The 21,165-nt window shown below is 27.2% G+C and carries 21 protein-coding genes; all 21 read left to right on the forward strand.

The features are described 5' to 3' along the window. The first annotated feature begins 1 nt into the window (after position 1). The 21 genes from SJY27_RS08050 (at position 2) to SJY27_RS08150 (ending at position 19,817) form a co-directional block, all read left to right on the forward strand. Positions 2-1,000: a PorP/SprF family type IX secretion system membrane protein gene (locus SJY27_RS08050; RefSeq protein ID WP_397447747.1), complete on the forward strand. Its 999-nt coding sequence runs from the start codon at positions 2-4 to the stop codon at positions 998-1,000. Between the two features lie 656 nt (positions 1,001-1,656). After that, a complete protein-coding gene (locus tag SJY27_RS08055; RefSeq protein WP_397447748.1) occupies positions 1,657-2,772 on the forward strand; it encodes a tyrosine-type recombinase/integrase in 1,116 nt (371 codons plus the stop codon). Positions 2,773-2,916: 144 nt separating this feature from the next. Continuing rightward, positions 2,917-3,192, forward strand: coding sequence for a hypothetical protein (locus SJY27_RS08060; RefSeq protein ID WP_397447749.1), 276 nt, complete (start codon positions 2,917-2,919; stop codon positions 3,190-3,192). A 254-nt stretch (positions 3,193-3,446) separates the two neighbouring features. Further along, positions 3,447-3,971 (forward strand): hypothetical protein, encoded by a 525-nt coding sequence (locus SJY27_RS08065; RefSeq protein ID WP_397447750.1) that lies wholly within the window; start codon positions 3,447-3,449, stop codon positions 3,969-3,971. A 229-nt stretch (positions 3,972-4,200) separates the two neighbouring features. After that, entirely contained in the window at positions 4,201-4,884 is a 684-nt protein-coding gene (locus tag SJY27_RS08070) for a hypothetical protein (protein ID WP_397447751.1), read from the forward strand. 174 nt (positions 4,885-5,058) lie between these two features. Beyond that, a complete protein-coding gene (locus SJY27_RS08075) occupies positions 5,059-5,526 on the forward strand; it encodes a hypothetical protein (protein WP_397447752.1) in 468 nt (155 codons plus the stop codon). Positions 5,527-5,725: 199 nt separating this feature from the next. Beyond that, positions 5,726-6,229 carry a DUF4468 domain-containing protein gene (locus tag SJY27_RS08080; protein WP_397447753.1) on the forward strand — a complete coding sequence of 168 codons (504 nt, stop codon included), beginning with the start codon at positions 5,726-5,728 and terminating at the stop codon, positions 6,227-6,229. A gap of 688 nt (positions 6,230-6,917) precedes the next feature. Next, on the forward strand, positions 6,918-8,360 hold the full coding sequence (locus tag SJY27_RS08085) for a hypothetical protein (RefSeq protein ID WP_397447754.1): 1,443 nt from the start codon (positions 6,918-6,920) through the stop codon (positions 8,358-8,360). Between the two features lies 1 nt (position 8,361). Then, positions 8,362-9,522, forward strand: coding sequence for a DGQHR domain-containing protein (locus SJY27_RS08090; protein ID WP_397447755.1), 1,161 nt, complete (start codon positions 8,362-8,364; stop codon positions 9,520-9,522). Positions 9,523-9,684: 162 nt separating this feature from the next. Beyond that, positions 9,685-10,221 carry a DUF1697 domain-containing protein gene (locus tag SJY27_RS08095; protein ID WP_397447756.1) on the forward strand — a complete coding sequence of 179 codons (537 nt, stop codon included), beginning with the start codon at positions 9,685-9,687 and terminating at the stop codon, positions 10,219-10,221. Positions 10,222-10,225: 4 nt separating this feature from the next. After that, positions 10,226-10,657, forward strand: a complete 432-nt coding sequence (locus SJY27_RS08100) for an SRPBCC domain-containing protein (RefSeq protein ID WP_397447757.1) — start codon at positions 10,226-10,228, stop codon at positions 10,655-10,657. Between the two features lie 159 nt (positions 10,658-10,816). Further along, the gene (locus SJY27_RS08105) at positions 10,817-11,092 is read left to right on the forward strand and encodes a hypothetical protein (protein WP_397447759.1); all 276 of its coding nucleotides are present in this window, start codon (positions 10,817-10,819) and stop codon (positions 11,090-11,092) included. Continuing rightward, a complete protein-coding gene (locus tag SJY27_RS08110; RefSeq protein ID WP_397447760.1) occupies positions 11,089-11,541 on the forward strand; it encodes a hypothetical protein in 453 nt (150 codons plus the stop codon). Before SJY27_RS08105 ends, SJY27_RS08110 begins: the two co-directional genes overlap by 4 nt. 359 nt (positions 11,542-11,900) lie before the next feature. After that, positions 11,901-12,113 (forward strand): hypothetical protein, encoded by a 213-nt coding sequence (locus tag SJY27_RS08115; protein ID WP_397447761.1) that lies wholly within the window; start codon positions 11,901-11,903, stop codon positions 12,111-12,113. Positions 12,114-12,188: 75 nt separating this feature from the next. Next, positions 12,189-12,941: a hypothetical protein gene (locus SJY27_RS08120; protein WP_397447762.1), complete on the forward strand. Its 753-nt coding sequence runs from the start codon at positions 12,189-12,191 to the stop codon at positions 12,939-12,941. 172 nt (positions 12,942-13,113) lie between these two features. After that, positions 13,114-13,878 carry a hypothetical protein gene (locus SJY27_RS08125; RefSeq protein ID WP_397447764.1) on the forward strand — a complete coding sequence of 255 codons (765 nt, stop codon included), beginning with the start codon at positions 13,114-13,116 and terminating at the stop codon, positions 13,876-13,878. Continuing rightward, complete coding sequence (locus SJY27_RS08130) at positions 13,878-14,744, forward strand: DNA/RNA non-specific endonuclease (protein WP_397447765.1); 867 nt, start codon at positions 13,878-13,880, stop codon at positions 14,742-14,744. Before SJY27_RS08125 ends, SJY27_RS08130 begins: the two co-directional genes overlap by 1 nt. A gap of 752 nt (positions 14,745-15,496) precedes the next feature. After that, on the forward strand, positions 15,497-16,981 hold the full coding sequence (gene dcm / locus SJY27_RS08135; protein WP_397447766.1) for a DNA (cytosine-5-)-methyltransferase: 1,485 nt from the start codon (positions 15,497-15,499) through the stop codon (positions 16,979-16,981). Beyond that, positions 16,982-18,082, forward strand: a complete 1,101-nt coding sequence (locus tag SJY27_RS08140; RefSeq protein ID WP_397447767.1) for an HNH endonuclease — start codon at positions 16,982-16,984, stop codon at positions 18,080-18,082. A gap of 173 nt (positions 18,083-18,255) precedes the next feature. After that, positions 18,256-18,492 carry a hypothetical protein gene (locus SJY27_RS08145; RefSeq protein WP_397447768.1) on the forward strand — a complete coding sequence of 79 codons (237 nt, stop codon included), beginning with the start codon at positions 18,256-18,258 and terminating at the stop codon, positions 18,490-18,492. Between the two features lie 2 nt (positions 18,493-18,494). Further along, on the forward strand, positions 18,495-19,817 hold the full coding sequence (locus SJY27_RS08150) for a TIGR02281 family clan AA aspartic protease (protein ID WP_397447769.1): 1,323 nt from the start codon (positions 18,495-18,497) through the stop codon (positions 19,815-19,817). The last annotated feature ends 1,348 nt before the right edge of the window (positions 19,818-21,165 follow it).

Below are 21,165 nucleotides of genomic sequence, written 5' to 3' on the forward strand. Positions count from 1 at the left end.
TATGAAAAATCTTATCCTTTTAGTTTTTTTGATGTTATCTGCAACCATGTTTGCACAAGATGTTATTTTTTCTCAAAATTTTTTAGTCCCAGAAACCTTAAATACTTCATTTACTGGAGCCCTAAGGTCATCTAAAGCAGGAACTGTGCATAGATCTCAATGGAGAAATTCAGGATTAAAAATGAGTTCTAGTTTTGTTTTTTTTGATACTTGGTTTGAAGGTTATAAAACAGGCTTAGGAATTAGTATGTTAAACCAAACAGAAAGTGCTTCATCATATACATTCAATCAAATTAATTTTAATTATGCAATGGCCTTTCAAATTAGCGATACGTGGTTTTTTAGACCAAGTATTTCTGCTGGATATGGTACTAAGAATTATGGTTTTCAAAACCTATTGTTAGAAGATCAAATCAATTTAAATTCAGGTGTTATCAACACCTCTACCCTAGACCCACTTTTATTGAGTCAATTAAGAAATTTTTTCGATTTTAGCTCATCAATATTATTTAATAATGATGATTCTTGGATTGGTTTAACTGTAAAACATTTAAACAAACCCAATATTTCGTTAACCGAAAACGGCAATATTCCTTTAGATGTTTTTATATCTGCCCACTCAAACATGCTCATTCCAATATTTAACAATTACAGAAATGATTTTATAGGCATGAGTAAACTATATTTACTTACTAATTTTATGAAGCAAGGTGAGTTTAATCGTTTAGATGTAGGCGCACAATATGTAATTGATGATCGTTTTTCTTTAGGCATTTTAGCCTCTACAAGTCCCATGAAAAATGCAAATCAAAGTTCATTAATTTCTGGTGTAAATGCTTTTGCTGGTGTTCGTTGGAATGGTTTTAGGTTTGGCTATTCTTATGATTTAAATACCACTCAACTTTTAAATACTGGTGGTATTCATGAGTTTTCTATCTCTTACGATTTTGTAGTAAACATTAGAATGTTACAGCGTTACAAATGTGTACCTTTCTTTTGATAGTATTGTAGACCAATTAAATAGTACTGAATTCTACTTTTTTTTTGGTTCTTTTTTTTAAAAAAACCTAAAAATCAACCCACGTATTTAAAATATTGCGAATACACAACAAAAGACAATAAAAGAGGGTTACAGTAATTATACCTTAAAGAATTAAAAATACATATTCGTTTTCTTTGTGAAATATCCAGTAAAACCAATTAAAAATACCCAAATACTAACAATTAGCTCTATACCACCACCTAGAAGCTTCTTGAAGAATTTAAATAGTTTTCCTGATCAGTATTTTAGCATCATTTGTCATATTAAATGAACCTAATTTATCAACAATAAAAATAAATCTGACTGTTAAGACAAAACCTGACCAAATAAAACCAAATAATCATAACAAGCATCTAAAGAAATTCGAGAGGTGTTTTTTAATTTAAATTCATAGCCTAAACCAAATTGACATTCTAAATCTATCTAACTAGGTAAAGTTATTCACTTAAAATCATACTACTACAACTAGACATTCCAGCTTTTTTTAAGATTGAATAATAGAATATCATCCATAATAGATTTATAATTAATAAATTCTAAATTAATAGCTTAAAAGTTTAAAAGAAGCCCTAAATTTCTCGCTTAATTTAATTATATTAGCTTTTTCATTTGCTATGAAATCAATAATTCTACTTCCCAATACTCATAAAAATCATCCTATTATTATGATGAAGTTTCCTTATGATGATGAGATTAAAGATCATTTATTGTTGTTATCAGAAGTTAAGTGGAGTAGAACATTAAAATCTTTTTATATAAAAAAGAATAAAACAAATTTACATTTAGTTTTTAAACATCTAAGGCAAAAAAACTGGTTTGTTAATTATGAAAAACTAAAATATGAATTTAAGAAAGAGATTAAGGTTAATTATAAATTAGTTTTACCTGAATTATCTAAGGAGCTGAATACAGAACTGATAAAATTTAGAAAATGGTTACAGCAAAAAAGATTGAGTGACAATACCGTTAATAGCTATACAGAAGTAACTACATTTTTCTTAAGATATAAAACGTTAAAAAAGGTTGAACATTATTCTGTTAAATTAATTGAACAATTTAATTACGACTTTATTTATAAAGCCAATAGGTCTGTTTCTTATCAAAACCAATGTATTAATGGGATAAAAAAATTTCTGTTATTTAAAAATTTAGAAATTAATCCTTTAGATATTGAAAGACCAAAGAAAGTAAAACAATTACCAGCAGTTTTGAGTTTTGAGGAGATAAAAGCCATTTTTAACAATCTTACAAATCTTAAACATAAAACTCTTTTAAGTTTACTTTATTCTGGAGGACTTAGAATAGGTGAAGCGTTGAATTTAAAAATCGAAGATATTGACAGTAATAGAATGTTGATTCATATTAAACAAGCTAAAGGAAAAAAGGATAGGTATACCTTATTATCTAGTACATTTTTAAAACTTTTAAGAGAATATTACTTGGCTTATAAACCTAAGATATTTCTATTTGAAGGGCAAAATGGCAATAAATACAGCAATGCAAGTGCACAAGCAGTATTGAAAAAAGCACTAAGAAAAACTAAGATTAACAAAAGAGTCACTTTACACACTTTAAGACATTCGTTTGCAACACATTTGTTAGAAAACGGAACTGACATTAGGTATATTCAAGAATTATTGGGTCACAATAGTCCTAAAACCACAATGATTTATACTCATGTTACCAATACAAGTTTAAATAATATAAAAAATCCGTTTGATGAATTATAGAAAAACAGTATATTTATTACAAGAAATAAAAATATACAAACATCAGTATATACAACCAAATAAGCTGCATACACTGAATTAATATAATTATATATACAAGTTGCAAGTAATTGGCGGAAACCACTCATACTCAAAAGAAATAATATGGAAAAGAAAACGAATAAATTAAAAAATTGGATTAACTTAAGTTTCAAACTACTTACTATCGGAATGTTAGGTTTTTCAATCTCTTTGTTAATTAATCAACAAAAGGAAATAAAAAAAATAAAAGGAAATTTGAATGATCTTGAATACAATTTTGACTTATCAAATATAGAAAATAAATTAGATGATGTTGAAAGACAATTGTATGATGTTGAATCCAATTTAAGCTCTGAAATTGAAGAAGCCAAAAAAAATATTTTATTATGGAATGATTAATCTGTAATTTTTATTACTATTTATAAAAACTAATGTCCGAATACAAAACTTACATTTTTTGCGATGAAACAAAGTTTTATCTAAATAACAACGATTCTGAAGAATCAATTTATTATTTAGGAATTTCAATAGAGGTTAAAGAATATTCAATATTGAACAATAGTCTTTTAAATTTATTCAAAAACAGAAGAATAAAATCAGAAATATATCATTCTAAAAATATTTTTAGAAAAAGAAGACCAAGAATTGAATTAATGGATGATTTGACAGATTTTATAATTAATAATAATCTACAATGTTTTCAACATAAATATAAAAAAAATGACTTATTCAATAAAGCCAAATTATTAGAAAAATATAATAATGAAATCATAGACTTTAATAAAGTAGAATTTCAAGCCCTTTTCTTTTTTATGACGACACTTAACTTGTATGTAAAAGATTTCAATCCAAATTTATTGAAAAATAAAATCAGTATGTACTTTGACAGGAATGTATATGGTACTAAAGAAACAGAAAGCTTCAAATTTCCAAGCGAAAAATTTATTATATCAGATATGACATTTTGTGAAAAATCAAAAATAGAATTACTTTTTTTACCTGATTTTTTAGGCTTTCTATTAAAAAAATCAAGAGAATTTTTAATACAAAAAAATGACAATAATGAACTAACTAGAAATGCTCACAAAAATTATTTGAAAATTAAATCTTCTATTAACTTTCATTCCATTAATATTAGAAATGAAGTTATTGAAAATACTATTAATTTAATTAAATAAAAGGAGGTGAAAAACAACTACTTGCAACACCGTGTAAAAAAAATTGCTGGTTTTAGCCAACTTACGAAAATCCTCTCGGATTTTCTTGGTTTGTGTTTTATTTAGTAACTTTAGTGCTTAAACCACGCAACTTTTCATACACAACAACGTTAGTGGTAAGGCAAAACGAAACGATTTGTTGAGTTAGAACATTGAATCCAAGAAACTCAAGAATATTTAAAATTTTAATATGAAAATGAATAATTTTTTTAGGGGATTTAATTGGTGGTTATTTTCATCAGCAATTATATCATTTGTACTTATATTATGTATTAATTTGTGGTTTTCTAATATGCCAGAAATATTTGAAAATGCAAGTATAATTGGTGATATAAATACTGCTTTATTATGTTCATATTTAGCTGCATATATTTTTTATTTAATTACTTCTTATTATGCAGAATTTAAAAATAGAAAAAACTCAAAAATTCCATTATCCTATCATTTAAATGAAATTTTAAACACACACAATAATTATTTAAAAGCAATAAATTTAGCCATAAAAAAAGATTTCCTTGAATTAAAAGAAAAGGAGAAACGTAATAGTCTTAGTTTATTAAAAATTGGAGATTTACCTCCAAAAATCCATCCAAGTATAACACTTAATATGCCTAAAACGTGGAATGACTATCTAACTTGGCATAGAGAAGTTCAAGAGGGTAGTATTAGAAAAGTTTATGATCGCTACGCATTTATAATGGAAAATGAATTGAGTGACATTTTAAGTCAAATTGAAAATTCTAAATTTCACGAAGAAATTAATAAAGCTTATCAACGTCCTGATATTTTTCAAAATCTGAATTCATTATTTAAACCAATGCAGGAATACATTACTTTTTTTGAAAGACTGAAAAATTATATAGAGAGAATGTAAAGCCCTACCACTAACAACATATATAATTTATTGCTAGTTTTTTGCTTACTTACGAAAATCCTCGCGGATTTTCTTTGTCAGTAATTATTTACTAACTTTAATACTTAAACAACGCAACAAACCATATACAAACACGTTGGCATTAATAAAAATGAGAAATAAATTGAGTAATTAATGAATAATATAATATCAACTTTTTTCTTTTCATTAATCATTATTATATTCATTATCGGAATAATTTACACGTTGAGAAACAACTCGAAATTGAAGAAGTTGCTTCTTAATGAGAAAATATTATTTAAACAAAATGAACTTGAAATAATTGACAAAGAATCTTTAGGAGTTGGCTTTTGGTTGGGGAATATGACTATTTATGAAAACTATATTCGAATTGAAAAAGCAACAATTCCGAATACTTATTCCCACTTTATAGTTGGAAATAAGAATAAGAATTCTACAAATAAAATTTCTGGAACAATTACTTTGACTGAATGCTCTATTGGAAAAAATAATGAATTAAACCTTAAAGGAACAAAATATAGAGTTTTACATAAAAGCGGAATAAATATAAGACTCAAAGGCGAGAACAAATTTGTTATGATAAAAATTAATCAACTGATAAACGAAAAATTTTTAGTCTGAATAAATTACTAATGCCAACACCTTGTATAATTTATTGCTAGCAAAAAGCTTACTTACGAAAATCCTCGCGGATTTTCTTTGTCTGTGTTTTATTTACTAACTTTATTGCTTAAAATCGCAACAAACCATACAAAAACACGTTGGTTGTAATATCCGCTGAAAATCAACACATTGAATAACCTAAACCAAATTAATTATTATGAAAAGAATTTTGACAATTTCAACACTTTTAATTTTAACAATTGCATTTTTTAATTCTTGTGCTTCTTCCACAAAAGCAATAGATGTAAAAGTTGAAAAAATAAGCAAGATTTTTCAAGTAGAGAATTCAAAGAATGAATTATACCTGAAAGCAAATGACTGGATGATTAGTACTTTTAAAGACGCTGAATCTGTAATTCAGTTTTCTGACAAAGAATCTGGAGTAATAACTGGAAAATACTTAATGGGAAAATCTTTAGTTCCAGTTGGAAACTCTCATACTTTTAGTCCTTCTTATGAAAATGTCTTTGCTATTATTAAGATACAGGTGAAAGATAAAGCAGCAAAAATAACTATAACCCCAAATACTTACAAAAATGGAACTATAACTATTGCTGGAAAAGTTGATGAAGGTTACACCAAAGAAACTGCTACAAAGGAAATTAATTCATTAATTGAATTATTTGGAGAATATTTGAAGAATGAAAATGACGACTTTTAACAGATTCAGAAAAAATACTACAACCAACAATGGCTATATTTAATTGCTAATGTATTTTTCCTTCGGAAAAATACGCAGGCACAAAGTTGTTTGTTTTTTTGCTTACATTTAGCTAGACAAAACCGCAACTAAAACATAGCCTAAAACGTTAGTATACATTGGCGAATTACCTCATCAAACTTCTTGATTGCTTAACGGTTTTATGGCTTTCTTGGGCTAAGTGAAGCAGCTAAAAGCTACCCTATTTTTGTTGTTGCAAACCAAATACTTTAAAAAAAAGTGATCAAATCTGTTCGCAAGTAATTCGTGTGACTAAATCCCTTTTTTTTTTCGAGTTTTTATTAACGCAACTTCACATAGGAAAGTCTTTCTTTAATTAACTTAGTGAAAACTAGCAATGGCTTAAAATTGTTTTTTCAAATCTCAACGAAAGCAACACTCCTAATCTCAATGTTGTGAAGAAGAAAAAAAACAATTTTAATCTGCCTATTTGGAAAATTAATTAGGCTATATTTAGCCAACGAATACTAACCTGCTGTATAATTAATTACTGCTTATTACCTACTTGCGAAATATTTTTTCTAAATTTTTTTTTTAGTCATTATCAAGAAAATAGTATCTTTAAAAAACGTAACTAACCATACAACCCGTACGTTACCTGTAATCTGAAAAAACTCATATGGCTTAAATGAAATCAATTGAAGAAAAAATAAAAGGGATCAATTTAGTTTCAAGTAAATTTGATGACTTAAGAGATGAATTTGTTTCAAATCAGAAATTAATAGTTGACATACTAAAAGAATTAATTGACAAGTATGCAGATGATTTTTTCTTGACAAGAGATAATAGTGTGAGAAAACTAAAATTTTACGGGATAGTAAATCGTGTAAAAGAAAAAGGTAGCTTTTCCGAAAAACTAATAAGGAATAATCATTATAATTTATTTGTTGACAATTTAAATGACCTTGAAAAGGTAGATCAACCTCAATTAAAGTCCAAAATAAAAGAGATAGATGATTTAATTGGAATTAAAATACTTACAGATCTGAATATAGACTCAATTAATATGTTTAAACTGATTAGTTCTTCTAAATTCATTAAAGACTTATCAGATAAAGGCATAGAAATTAATAAATCAGATATAGATCTTCAACCAGTTCCAATGAAAAATGGATTAAACATTTTTAAACTACGATGTAAATATGAAACGTGGAATTTCGAACTTCAAATAAAGAGCAAATTAGAATCTGCTTGGGGAGATATGGAGCATTCCATTTTCTATAAAGATTATAAAATAACACCTGTTAGAGATTTAGCTCAACAATCTATGAATCATATAGGAAAACTATTAATTCAAATTGATGAGTTCTTGCAAGAAATTAGAGAAGCTAATAGTAATTTTTCTATAAATTCTAATATTATACTTTTTGTAAATGAATTTGAAAAATTATACGCAGAAAAAGTAACTAAAGTATTAAATGGAATTAATTATAATTTCAAAAAGATTGCTGCTTTAACATATAATATAAATAATGCAGGCAATAACGTATTAAAAGATATAGATTTAAATACAAAACATCTATCACTTTTATGTCCTAAATATTCATTTTATATAAATTCAAGAAATCAAGATTTTGATCTTCAAATTTTCGAATCAATTATTCTTACAAGTTTTGAAGTAGAAATTACTGAAGATAATATAGAAACTGTTCTTGACAAATTTTTCGATTTAATTAAAAGTTCTTATCTCAAAATGTTCCTTGATAATAAATTAGTACAGGATGAGGAATTAGCTGAAAGATATACAAATCTGTTTTTTGATACTTGTATTAACTATAACTGTAAAGAATATATTTTAAATACAAAAAATGTTTTTAAACATATCAATAACATAAAGTTGTTTGAAGAGGGCATAGAGGTTTTGGAACTTGAAGATAAAGAAAAGGAAGATTTGCTCAAAGTTTATTCAATCTATTGTTTTGGTGGTAACCTAGATTCTTTCATATCAAGTATAGACAAATATCAATTATTAGACAATTTAGAAAAATCTAAATCAGAACTTGGAAAAGTTGATACTTTAGCCGACAAATTATCTAAAAACTTAAATTCTTTAATAAACATTCTAGGTTAATATGAATTATCCAGCAATAAAATATAATCAATCAAATTATCCTTTAATATCAACGGTATTACCATTCAATTTAATAAATAATAAAAGTAAAACTCTTATTTATGGTATTGATGAAGGAGGCTACCAACGAATTCAAGACGAAAGACACTATCAAAATATTAAAAGATATATTGAAACCGAAAATTTTGTTTTTCCGAACTCTATAATTTTAGCAATTGACGAAGATGAATTTGAAGAAATAGTATCAAACAAAGAAGAAGATTTAGTCTATTTAAAACTAGATGAGAGACAAGAGAATTTGTTTAGAGTCGTTGATGGACAACATAGACTATTAGGAATAGAACAAGCCGTATTGAGCAATAAAGATCTAAATTCATTGAAATTACAAGTTTCAATTATAATTACACCACCGAATAAAAGATCAATTGAAATGGAAATTTTTAGTAACATTAATTCTAAAGCCAAAAGATTAAAAACTGATTTAATCGAATTAGCTAAATATGATTTTAGGATTTTAGAAGAAAAAATAGGAGCAAAAGATTTAAATGCACATATTGCAATTAATACAGCCTTCAAGTTAAACGAGAATAATTCAGAAAAAGATAATGTTTGGCAAAATGCAATAAAAATAGGTATACACTCAGAAAACAAAATTGGCATTATTGGTGTTACAGCATTTATTCAATCAATTTCCGGAATTGTAACTAGTTATATAAATCTTCATCAAAATCAAATAACTGATATGAATGAGAAACAACTTATTCAATTCTCTAGAGACGCTGCTAGAGAAATTTCAGATTTTTTAATTCGAGCTTGGAGAGTTATAAATGAAAGATGGCAACAAGCATTTTTAGACCCTTACAAAACTTTAGATATTGACAATCAATATAAGTCAATTGTTTATGATCCAAATTTTTATATTCAAAAAACATTGGGTTGTAAATCAATTAATTATTTAATCTCTGATCTTTTAAAAGAAAGATATGATTTAATGTTTAATGATTCAGTATTAAATGAATTTAAAGATGTTATCTATAATTGTAAATTAAGCACGTTTGATTGGAAATTAGGTAAAACATTAAGCGGAATTAGTTCCGAATCAGGCTTTAGAAAAGTAACAAGAATCTTGAAAAACGAGGAAGATTTCGTAAGGAAAGAATAAAGACTACAGGTAACAATGTGTATAATTCATTGCTAGTTATAGCCTACTTACGAAAGTCCTCGCGGACTTTCTATCTGTGATTTATTTGCTAACTTTAGTGCTTAAACACGCAACGAAATCATACACTAGACCGTTGGCGGTAATTAAAACAAAATTCTCGAAATGAACAGAAAAATTGGAATCTTAAGAGGAATAAATGTGGGAGGGAAACGAAAAATCCTAATGGCTGACCTAAAATCAATGTGCGAAGAATTGGGGCTAAAAAAGGTAACAACATACATTCAAAGTGGAAATCTGGTTTTTAATTCAGACAAACCAAATTCCGAGTTGGAAAACAACCTTGAAAAAGCGATTACTGAAAAATATGGATTTGATGTTCCTATAATCGTGAGAACACAAAAAGAACTTGAAAATTCAATAAACAACAACACTTTCTTTGAAAAAGATGTTGATATTAAGCAACTGCACTTGACATTTTTGAAAGAAAAACCGAGCAAAGAAAATATTGAAAAAGCACTAACTTTCAACTACAAATCAGACAAATTCAAAATTGACAATAAAGACGCATTTATATTTTGTGCAGGAAAATATCACGAATCAAAATTGACCAATAACTTTTTTGAAAAACAGCTAAAAGTCGGCGCGACAACAAGAAATTGGAAAACTGTAATGAAATTATCGGAACTAAGTAAAAATTAAAAGAATGGACAAGAACCTTATAGCTTCAAGCAATATCAACATTAAATCAACACCAGAAAAAGTTTGGGATGTTCTCACAAATCCTGTAAAAATCAAGGAATACTTGTTCGGAACGGAAGTAATAACTGATTGGAAAATTGGAAGTTCAATTATATTTCAAGGAGAGTATGACGGGCAACAATACAAAGACAAAGGGAATGTAAACCAGAACAAGAAAAATGAGTTGCTTAAATACGATTATTGGAGCGTATTTACAGGATTGGAAGATAAGCCAGAAAACTATTCTTTAGTAACTTACAAAATCGAGAATTTGGATGACAATTCTGTAAATTTCTCTTGGCACCAACAAGGCTTTTCAAGCGAAGAGGGAAAGTGCCATACCGAAGAAGGATTAAAAGCAATGCTCGAAAAAATAAAAGAACTTGCAGAAGAATAACTACCGCCAACACCGTATAAATTTTATTGCTTTTATTGGCGCATTTTGGAAAATTCTCGCACACTTTTAATTCAGTAAATATTTATTAACTTTACGCTTAATCAACGCAACAAAACTTTATACAACAACGTTGTGTGCAATTAAAAAATCGTACGAAAAATGAATTTAAAAGAATTAATTGAAATTGTTAAATCCAATTTAAACATATTATCTTCTTTAGATAATCCAGATTTTAGAATAGAACAAGCTGAATTTTTTCCTGAAACTGGAAATTGGGAAATTATTGTGTCCTTTCTAGTAGAAAATACAAATCCAAAAGTAAGTTCTCCTTTAATGGCTATGGCAACTCAATTCAAATATCATAGAACTTATAAAAAAGTTCTTATTAACAATGAAAAAGAAATTGTAGGCTTTTTTATGTATGAAAAAGAATGAAATTAATTGATACAAATGCTTTAATAGTTTTAATAATTGGCTTAATAGATCCAAGACTAATTAATAAACATAAACGAACTTCAATTTATGAGGAAGAAGATTTTGAGGATTTGATTTCTTTTGTTGGAGACTTTAATGAATTAGTAGTTTTACCAAACGTTTGGACAGAAGTTGATAATCTTTTGAATAATTTCAAAGGAAATAGAAAAACTGAATATATAGAGCAAATAACAAGTACAATAAAGTTAACAACAGAAAAAATTCTGGAAACAAAAATAGCAACTGAAAGCGAGACATTTTATGATTTAGGAATAACTGATTCCTTGTTATTCGAATATTCAAAAAAATGTGAATTGTTAATCACATCTGATTCTAGTCTATCAGATTATGCAATTGCGAATGGTGTGAAAGTTTTTGATTTAGTAAAAAACAGGAATGAAAGAATTTAAAAAACTGCACACAACACCGTGTAAAATTTATTGCTTTTTAAGGTTTTTCTGGCGAAAAACCTCGCAAGCGTAAAAGTCTGGTTTTATTACTTATTTTTCGCTAAATTTACGCAACAAACCTTACACAACAACGTTGTAAATAATGCGTGAATCCACTCAGACTCTTGAAAGTTGGAGTTTTAAAAATGGTGGAATTTGAGCAAATTGTGTGAATTTTGAAACGCTCTAAAAATGGAATTTAAAAAATTGCTGAACAGACTCTCGATAACCTTGAATTTTGAATAAATTGAGAATTAAAAATGTTGGAATTTACTCAAACTCGGAATTGCAAAACGTGGGAATCTTAGCAAAGCGTGTGAATGAAAAAATGGAATTTAGCATCTTGGGGAATTGAAAATCTTTGCGGAATTTTCTCTCAAACTCTGAATTTGGACAAAATTGAAAACAAAATGAATAATAAATCTTATAAAAAGCACTATTTACAACAATGCCTATATTTAATTGCTGCTTTATTTTTCCTTCGGAAAAATACGCAGGCACAAAGTTGTTTGACTTTTTTTGCTTATTTTTAGCTAAACTAAACCGCAACTAAAACATAGCCTAGAACGTTAGCAACAAGGCAAAACCAACAAACCGAAAAGTAAGTTATGACAGAATTTTTACTTGATGAAAAGTTTTTAATACCATTTCTTTCAACACTTGGAGCTTCTTTAGCAATTATAATTGGACAACAAATATTTAATTTCTCATCACGACAAAGACAAAAATTATATTGTTTAAATTACATAACCAATATCGCTGATAAAATATTATTCTCAAACTTATTAATTAAGGAAAAGACTATTATTCCACATATAGAAGCCACAAAAAATATTTTAAAAGGAGACAAAGAGTTGCTAGAAATAATGTTTAAATCAGATGAATTTGACATTCTAACTTCACCAAGTATTGAATTTAACCATTTACCTCAGGAATATAAATTACTAATAGGATTTGATGATATGAAAATGTTGCAAGCTATTGAATTTTTGAGTTCTTTGATTATTGACAATTCTGCCAAGAATAATTTGAATGAATTCGTAAAGAAAAACCTGAAAAGTGAACTAGCTTTTTACTCAAAATCTGAAAAGGAACAAACTGACTTGTTGCAAATTTATTGGGATTATTTAGACCAGATAGATTACAATGTTGACCGAATAAATGGATATATTATTAATGTTTTAGTTCCAACTATAAAAAAATACAAAAAGAAAAAGAGCTTCTTCTTTTTTCAAAAAAAGGAGATTAATAGTAATTTAAAAGAATTAATTCAATTAAAGAAAAAGTTCAAATCCATCATTCCAGACATTAATGATTTAAAAAATAATTTAGATAACGGAATTCAAAAAGTAGTAAAATAGAAATAAAACCCAGTTGCTAACACCGTATATAATTTATTGCTAGTTCTAGCCTACTTACGAAAATCCTCGCGGATTTTCTATTCGGTTTTTATTTGCTAAATTACGTGCTAAACCACGCAACAAACCATATACAAACACGTTGTGTGTAATTTAAGAGTGCGTTACAAAAAATATGAAAAGAAGAAATATGATTTTTTTAAGATTAAGTTTTTATATACTGCTAACTTTTTTTTTGTTTAGTTGTAGTGATGAGGAACAAACAATTGACAATTCAAAAGATACTATTACTCAAATAACAATTAATCAAACTCAAAATGAAGTCCACGAATATTTAAGCATAACATATAATAGTTTTAATGATTCTATAAATAAGAATTCTGGGTTTTTAGGTTGGCGAAATGTAAGAGATTATTTTTCTTTAGGAAAAGAAACGATGAAAGAGAAATCGGCTCGTGTTTGGTATTCTATTTATGATAGCATAAAAGTTACCAATATTGTTAAAAATAATTTAGAAGATGCCTACATTAGTTTAGATAAAGACCCAAATCAAATAAATGTAAATTATATCTCTGCAAAAGAAGAAATTGGTTTATACTCTCATAAAATAGGATTGTCAATAATTGCAAATATATTTGAACATCTTTTAGAATGGTTAGCTGAATTTATAGGAAGTATAATTATTTCTTTTATAGTAGTACTTATTTATCTTTTTTATCAGTTTGGTCCTGGTGGTTGGATAAGATGGAGTAAAAAGAGACACGAAAAAGTTGACAATTTAGTAATTACAGTTTTAAGATGGAGTGGGAATCTATGTATTGTAATAATAATAATAAGTATGTTTTATAGAGGGGATTTGACTGAAAATCAACTAAAAGAAAAAATTCAAACAAATATATTAGAACAAGTAGAAAGCCAAATAAGAAACAATTTAAAATAATGAAAAGAATTATAATACTTGCATTATTAATTTTATTTCCAAAATTAATAAACTCTCAAATATTAAAGACTGTTAAAAACATTTCTGACGATGTGTTAGAAGTCGTCCATAAAAAAAGTGATTTAGATAAAAAAACAGGAAAAATTGCAAAAAAACTATTTATAAGTTCAGAATTAAAAAAATGGGGTCTAGACAATGGTTTTGATTTAGTTGCTGGCAAATATTCTACAAAAATTTATAGTAAATCTGGCGAAATGCTGGGTACTATTACTTCAAAGGGAACAAAAAAAACTATAAGTACCTACAGTTTAATAGGAAGAAAATCTGTAAATCCTTTATTGAATGCGAAAGTTTTTCCAAGTGCAACTTATAAAGTAGATAATACTATCTTTAAAACAGATCGACATAGTCGAGTTTTAAAAGCAAGGTCACCAAGTATAACAAACAATAATCCAAATAGAAAATCATTGACTAATACATATAGAAAACACTTAAAAGAAATAGAAAAAATTGGTGGAATAAAAAATAAAGACCAAAGAGGTCATTTAATTGCTCATTTTTTAGGAGGTAATTCAGGTGCCATAAATATTGTTGCTCAATTAGGAACTTTAAATCAAAAAAAGTTTAAGTGGATTGAAGAGTTAGTTGGAAAAAATAGAAAATTTATCAAAAACTACGAAGTAGATGTAATTTACAAAGGTCAGAGTAAACGTCCTTATGCTTTTAAACAAAAATTCGAATTCAGAGGTGATTTAAGAGAATTAAAAAAAGAACAAATTAAAAACCCGACTTTAAAATACATAAAGAAAATAGATGAAAATGGAAATACTTTTTACAAATGTATAACTTATCATAAAAATAGTTAAGAAAAAAAACTACACACAACACCGTGTAAAAAAAATTGCTGGTAAAAGCCTACTTACGAAAATCCTCGCGGATTTTCTTGGTTCGTGTTTTATTTACTAACTTTATTGCTTAAACCACGCAACTTTCCTTACACAACAACGTTAGTATACATTGGCGAATTACCTCATCAAACTTCTTGATTGCTTAACGGTTTTATGGCTTTCTTGGGCTAAGTGAAGCAGCTTATTGTTTGTTTATTTTTGGTAGTGAAAACCTAATACTTTAAAAAAAAGTGATCAAATCTGTTCGCAAGTAGTTCGTGTGACTAAATCCCTTTTTTTTTTTGGAGTTTTTAATAACGTAACTTCACATAGGAAAGTCTTTCTTTAATTAACTTAGTGAAAACTAGCAATGGCTTAAAATTGTTTTTTCAAATCTCAACGAAAGCAACACTCCTAATCTCAATGTTGTGAAGAAGAAAAAAAACAATTTTAATCTGTCCATTTGGAAAATTAATTAGGCTATATTTAGCCAACGAATACTAACCTGCTGTATAATTAATTACTGCTTATTGCCTACTTGCGAAATATTTTTCTAAGATTTTTTTTAGTCATTATCAAGAAAATAGTATCTTTAAAAAACGTAACTAACCATACAACCCGTACGTTGTGCCCAATTTGACGAAAACTCGAAATTCAAACAAAAATTAAGAAAAAAATAGAACATTCCATATTTTTGGACTAAATTTGTCCTAAACATTTTGTCGAAAAATATGGTTACTACATTTGGAGAATATATTAAGCAACGCAGAACTGAATTAGGTTTTCCTTTAAGAAAGGTTGCTTCGCATTTAGATATTGACACATCCACTCTTGGAAAAATTGAACGTGAAGAAAGAGTTTTGTCAGACGAGTTAATTCATTTATTAGCAGAAGTTTTAAAAACTGAACAAAAAGAATTATTAAACCATTATTACTCTTCAAAAGTCATTCAAGAACTTAAAGATTATTCAGATTATAAAGACGTTTTAAACATTGTCAATGAACATATGGATTTATATGTTTCAAATCAGATACGTCTCTCTTTTCAAAAAAAATGGACTGAAAAAGAAATTGAAAACCCAAAAAGCACAACACGAGTTGCCACTCTTTTTTCAGGAATTGGAGGAATAGAGTATGCTTTTAAAAGACTTAATTTAAATACGGAAATTGTATTTGCAAGTGACATAGATAAATATGCAAAACAAAGCTATTTTGCTAATTACGACATTGACGAAAGTAGATGGTATGATGATGTAAAAGACGTTAATGGGAGAAAATATAAAGGAAAAATAGACCTTTTAGTTGGCGGAAGTCCTTGTCAATCATTTTCAATGGTTGGGAAAAGAAAAGGATTTAAAGACACTAGAGGAACTTTGTTTTATGAATTTGCAAGAATTGTAAAAGAAAGCCAACCAAAAGTTTTCATTTTTGAAAATGTAAAAGGTTTAATAAACCACGACAAAGGCAACACTTTTGAGACCATTAAAGCAACTTTTGACGAACTTGGTTATAAATATTTTTATCAAGTTATGAATGCTAAAAATTATGGAATGCCTCAACATAGAGAACGTATTTTTGTAATTGGCTTTAAAGACAAATCAATTAATTTTGAGTTTCCTGAACCAATTGAACTAGAACATAAAATGCAGGATTTCCTTGAAGATTACACAGATAGTAAATATTATCTAAAAGAAAAAGGAGTGAAATTTGTTACAAGTTCAAAAAACAGAAAAAAAAGATATACACAAATAAATGGAGAAATTGCAATTTGCCAAAAGGCAAATCAGCAATTCAATTGGCACGGAGATTTTGTTTTTGAAAGTCAAGACAAAAAAGAATTTGACGAATTCATTTTTGATGTAAATGAAGTTGAGGAAAAATATTATCTCTCTGAAAAAACGACAAAATATGTTCTTTCGGAAGGTACTAAAAATTTCAAAACAAGAATAAAAACAGATTTGGAAGTCGCAAGACCTCTTTTACAATCTATGCACAAAATGCACAGAGCTGGTGTAGATAATTATGTAACTCACAACAAAGGAAGAATAAGAAAATTAACACCTAAAGAATGCTTACGATTAATGGGTTTTAGAGATGATTTCAAGCAAGTTGTTAGCGACACACAAATGTATCGTCAAGCAGGAAACAGTATTGTTGTGGACGTTCTAATTGCAATTTTAAAACAAATGGATATTACAAAATTTACTGAAAAATAGATGGAGAACTTTCAAAAAATAAAAATTGCAGGATTAGAATACTATATTATAGACTCTATTCAAAATTTAAGAGCAGAAGACAGTTTTATTTACCGAAAGAATAAACTTGAAATGTTCAAAGGAAATGGAGAATCAAGAAAATATGTTGGTAGTTATACAGGAAACAATGGAGAAAGATTAAAGGATTTTTTTGAATACGATAATTGGGGAGAAACCGAAGTTGATGGAGAAAGAACTTACCCAATAATTCAAGAAAATTGCTTTTTCAGTAAGTCAAATTTATTGAAATATCTATATGATGCTCGAATTGAATACCAAAAACAAGAGCAGGTATATAAATTTGATATTTCAGAATTTTATGCAGAACATTTAAACAAGATAGATGCTTTAAAAGAAGATAAAATTTTCTTTTCCATTTATGATGTTTCAGATTTAACAAAAGACAAAAAAAGAAATAGAGGTTATATTCGTTCAGATAATGAAATTTGGGATTTATGGAGAAAACTAATTTTACCAAAAATTAGCTATCTATCAATATTAAAATTGATTCCAATTGTTAATAATGGAGAAATTTCAAAACCTCTATTCTATTTTAGAATTTTAATAGATTATCAATTCCGCTCAATTGTGCACCCAAAACTTTCTGTTTCTTCAACAGAAATAGAGGTAATTGAAAAGGAAAAGAAAATAGCAAAAAGAACACCATCAAGAGAAGGTGCTCAAAAATACCGAAAGAACGTAATTGAGCATATGCCACAATGTCCTTTCACAAAAATATCTGATGAAAGGTTATTAATTGCAAGTCATATCAAGCCATACAGAACTTGCATAAACGAAGATAAAGTTGAAGAAGCGATTGATTATCTGAACGGACTTGCTTTATCACCAACTTATGACAAACTCTTTGACCAAGGTTATATAACTTTTACAGACAAAGGGGAACTTATTTGTGGAACTCAATTAACACCTTACACTTGGGAAAGATTAAGTATAAATCCGAATGCTAAAAATGTATTAAGAATTTATCCGGAGAAAAGAGAACAGTATTTAGATTATCACAGGAAATATGTTTTTCAAGATGATATTAACGATTTGATTTAAAAAAACTGGGCACAACAATGTATAAAAATAATAGCGGTTTAATCGCTAAATCGAAAGTAAGTAATTATAAAAAAGGTCTATGTTTAACCGAAAAGTTAGTGCGTGTAAATCCGCTACTATTCTTATACTTGACCGTTGCCCATTATTAGAAGGAAATCCAACAAACATAAAGAATGAAAGAAATTAAGCAGTTATTATATGGAAAAGTTTCTAAAGAGAAAATGGAATTATTTTCAAGAGAAATTAAATTACTAAACGAAAAATTTGAGTTAAGAGAATCTGAAAAAATCGAAAATAATATCTTGGTAAATTGGAATGCTGGTATCAATAAAAATCAAATTAAAATAACAGATTTAGATAAAAAAATTGAAAATGAAGTCCTTTCACTTTTTAATCAAATTTATAAATAGCTATGAAAAAAAATATACTACTGTTTATTTTTTCTATTACGTTTACAAATTACGTTTTTTCACAAAAAGTAATAGAAATGAAATATGAAAACGGAATTTACACAATCCCTTGTAAAGTTAATGGAGTTCCAATGAAATTCATATTTGACACTGGAGCTTCAGATGTTTCTATTTCAGAAACAGAAGCTAAATTTTTAATTAAACAAGGTTTACTTTCAGATAAAGATGTAAAAGGAACTATAAAATATAAAATTGCAAACGGTGACATTGAGGAAGGAACTAAAATAAACCTTAAAGAAATAAATATAGATGGATTAATTTTAAAAGATGTTGAAGCAAGTATCGTTCATCAGTTAAATGCGCCTTTACTTTTAGGTCAAAGTGCAATTTCTAAATTAGGAACCTTTGAATTAGATGGAAATAAACTAATAATTAAATCTAATGAAAATAACAAATTTGAATTTTTAGGCATTGACTTAACAAAAGACATTGAAGATTTTGGTTTAAGTCGTGTTAATTTAGAAAATGCAGACCCAATAATTTCTATTGACTTTAATGATTTGAAAATAGATAAAAATCATTTTTTGAAAGATTTTGAATTCGACAAACAAAAAGTAGTATTTGGCAGAGATGGAAATATAGCTATGATAGTTTTACAAAAAACATTTTCTGGAAATAATTACGAAAAAGAAAATAAATCTAAAGAAGTTTATAAATCAATTACAAACATTTTAGATTCAAATTTTTGGATTACAAAAACAAAAAAGACAAGAAACTCAAGTTGGAAATCGAAAAGTTTAGAACTTTTACTAAATATCGACAATGACAAATCTATAAACATTGTTTACGTTCCTAAAATTCTAAAAAATATTAACTCAAAATTGTTAAATAACAATTCTAAAAAATTGAAACCAATTGATAAGTCTAATAATAAAAAACTAAACGATTTAAGATTAGGTACTGAAAAAATAGTTACTGAAACTTTAGAAAATCAATCATCAATAAACAAAAGACAATTTGCTCGAATTTCAAATAATAATTTTGAATTTCATAATGAAATTAAAATCGCCTACGAAGGCTCAAAAAAAGAAACAAGTAAATTAAACGAATTGGTTTCGTATTATTTAATGTTACAATTTATTTCTTCAAACGAAATGAAAGAATTATTTGTAGACTGTAATTTTGATTATTTAGTTTTCAAAGTACAATTAACTGATAAATATCACAAAAAATTTTACAGTGAAAGGAAAATTTCGAGAAAAAATCTTGAAAAATTAAAAATACCTTTTTCTGAAAAAGAAATATTAGATATTATAGAAAAATAACAATGGGCAACAACGTATAAACTTTATTGCTTTTTATTGGCTTACTTGCGAAAGTTCTCGCGAACTTTCTTTGTTAGTTATTATTCAGTAACTTTACTCCTTAACCACGCAACAAAGCTTATACAAACACGTTGTAAATAATGCGTGAATCCACTCAGACTCTTGAAAGTTGGAGTTTTAAAAATGGTGGAATTTGAGCAAATTGTGTGAATTTTGAAACGCTCTAAAAATGGAATTTAAAAATTACTGAATAGACTCTCGATAACCTTGAATTTTGAATAAATTGAGAATTAAAAATGTTGGAATTTACTCAAACTCGGAATTGCAAAACGTGGGAATCTTAGCAAAACGTGTGAATGAAAAAATAGAATTTAGCATCTTGGGGAATTGAAAATCTTTGCGGAATTTTCTCTCAAACTCTGAATTTGGACAAAATTGAAAACAAAATGAATTATAATTCTTAAAAAAAGCACTATTTACAACAATGCCTATATTTAATTGCTGCTTTATTTTTCCTTCGGAAAAATACGCAGGCACAAAGTTGTTTGACTTTTTTTGCTTATTTTTAGCTAAACTAAACCGCAACTAAAACATAGCCTAGAACGTTATGTTTTATTGCTCAGGAAAATCTAAACGCAGGAAAAAAATGCTAAACAGTCTCTCGCGAATTTTAAAAAATCAAATCAAAGCGGAAATTTTACGCGGGAATTTTCTCTACTTTGGAATTCTTGACGTTTTGGGAAAAAATTAATTGGGGAAAATATCGCGCGAATTAAAAATCAAAGCAGAATCTAAACGTAACAATTAACTCTAAAAAAGGAATTTAACAGAAATAATAAATAAAAAAAGCTCAAAAAAGGAAATTAAAAATAGGAAAAAAAATGAAAACGGAATCTGAACTTACTTACTCAAACGTATCACAACAAAACATAACACCGTGTAAAATTTATTGCTTTTTCTGGTTTTTCTTACGAAAAACCTCGGAAACGCTAAAGTTTTAGTTTAATAAACTATTTTTTTCGCTAAATTTACGCAACAAATAATACACATAAACGTTATGTTTTATTGCTCAGGAAAATCTAAACGCAGGAAAAAAATGCTAAACAGTCTCTCGCGAATTTTAAAAAATCAAATCAAAGCGGAAATTTTACGCGGGAATTTTCTCTACTTTGGAATTCTTGACGTTTTGGGAAAAAATTAATTGGGGAAAATATCGCGCGAATTAAAAATCAAAGCAGAATCTAAACGTAACAATTAACTCTGAAAAAGGAATTTAACAGAAATAATAAATAAAAAAAGCTCAAAAAAGGAAATTAAAAATAGGAAAAAAATTGAAAACGGAATCTGA

It is taken from the genome of Polaribacter sp. R77954 (genome assembly GCF_044595335.1).
Classification (GTDB): Bacteria; Bacteroidota; Bacteroidia; order Flavobacteriales; family Flavobacteriaceae; genus Polaribacter.

What these genes read in the sequence shown, in the direction of transcription:
- SJY27_RS08050 (WP_397447747.1), top strand. Translation starts at nt 2, where the DNA reads ATGAAAAATCTTATCCTTTTAGTTTTTTTGATGTTATCTGCAACCATG.
- SJY27_RS08055 (WP_397447748.1), top strand. Translation starts at nt 1,657, where the DNA reads ATGAAATCAATAATTCTACTTCCCAATACTCATAAAAATCATCCTATT.
- SJY27_RS08060 (WP_397447749.1), top strand. Translation starts at nt 2,917, where the DNA reads ATGGAAAAGAAAACGAATAAATTAAAAAATTGGATTAACTTAAGTTTC.
- SJY27_RS08065 (WP_397447750.1), top strand. Translation starts at nt 3,447, where the DNA reads ATGGATGATTTGACAGATTTTATAATTAATAATAATCTACAATGTTTT.
- SJY27_RS08070 (WP_397447751.1), top strand. Translation starts at nt 4,201, where the DNA reads ATGAAAATGAATAATTTTTTTAGGGGATTTAATTGGTGGTTATTTTCA.
- SJY27_RS08075 (WP_397447752.1), top strand. Translation starts at nt 5,059, where the DNA reads ATGAATAATATAATATCAACTTTTTTCTTTTCATTAATCATTATTATA.
- SJY27_RS08080 (WP_397447753.1), top strand. Translation starts at nt 5,726, where the DNA reads ATGAAAAGAATTTTGACAATTTCAACACTTTTAATTTTAACAATTGCA.
- SJY27_RS08085 (WP_397447754.1), top strand. Translation starts at nt 6,918, where the DNA reads ATGAAATCAATTGAAGAAAAAATAAAAGGGATCAATTTAGTTTCAAGT.
- SJY27_RS08090 (WP_397447755.1), top strand. Translation starts at nt 8,362, where the DNA reads ATGAATTATCCAGCAATAAAATATAATCAATCAAATTATCCTTTAATA.
- SJY27_RS08095 (WP_397447756.1), top strand. Translation starts at nt 9,685, where the DNA reads ATGAACAGAAAAATTGGAATCTTAAGAGGAATAAATGTGGGAGGGAAA.
- SJY27_RS08100 (WP_397447757.1), top strand. Translation starts at nt 10,226, where the DNA reads ATGGACAAGAACCTTATAGCTTCAAGCAATATCAACATTAAATCAACA.
- SJY27_RS08105 (WP_397447759.1), top strand. Translation starts at nt 10,817, where the DNA reads ATGAATTTAAAAGAATTAATTGAAATTGTTAAATCCAATTTAAACATA.
- SJY27_RS08110 (WP_397447760.1), top strand. Translation starts at nt 11,089, where the DNA reads ATGAAATTAATTGATACAAATGCTTTAATAGTTTTAATAATTGGCTTA.
- SJY27_RS08115 (WP_397447761.1), top strand. Translation starts at nt 11,901, where the DNA reads ATGAAAAAATGGAATTTAGCATCTTGGGGAATTGAAAATCTTTGCGGA.
- SJY27_RS08120 (WP_397447762.1), top strand. Translation starts at nt 12,189, where the DNA reads ATGACAGAATTTTTACTTGATGAAAAGTTTTTAATACCATTTCTTTCA.
- SJY27_RS08125 (WP_397447764.1), top strand. Translation starts at nt 13,114, where the DNA reads ATGAAAAGAAGAAATATGATTTTTTTAAGATTAAGTTTTTATATACTG.
- SJY27_RS08130 (WP_397447765.1), top strand. Translation starts at nt 13,878, where the DNA reads ATGAAAAGAATTATAATACTTGCATTATTAATTTTATTTCCAAAATTA.
- dcm (WP_397447766.1), top strand. Translation starts at nt 15,497, where the DNA reads ATGGTTACTACATTTGGAGAATATATTAAGCAACGCAGAACTGAATTA.
- SJY27_RS08140 (WP_397447767.1), top strand. Translation starts at nt 16,982, where the DNA reads ATGGAGAACTTTCAAAAAATAAAAATTGCAGGATTAGAATACTATATT.
- SJY27_RS08145 (WP_397447768.1), top strand. Translation starts at nt 18,256, where the DNA reads ATGAAAGAAATTAAGCAGTTATTATATGGAAAAGTTTCTAAAGAGAAA.
- SJY27_RS08150 (WP_397447769.1), top strand. Translation starts at nt 18,495, where the DNA reads ATGAAAAAAAATATACTACTGTTTATTTTTTCTATTACGTTTACAAAT.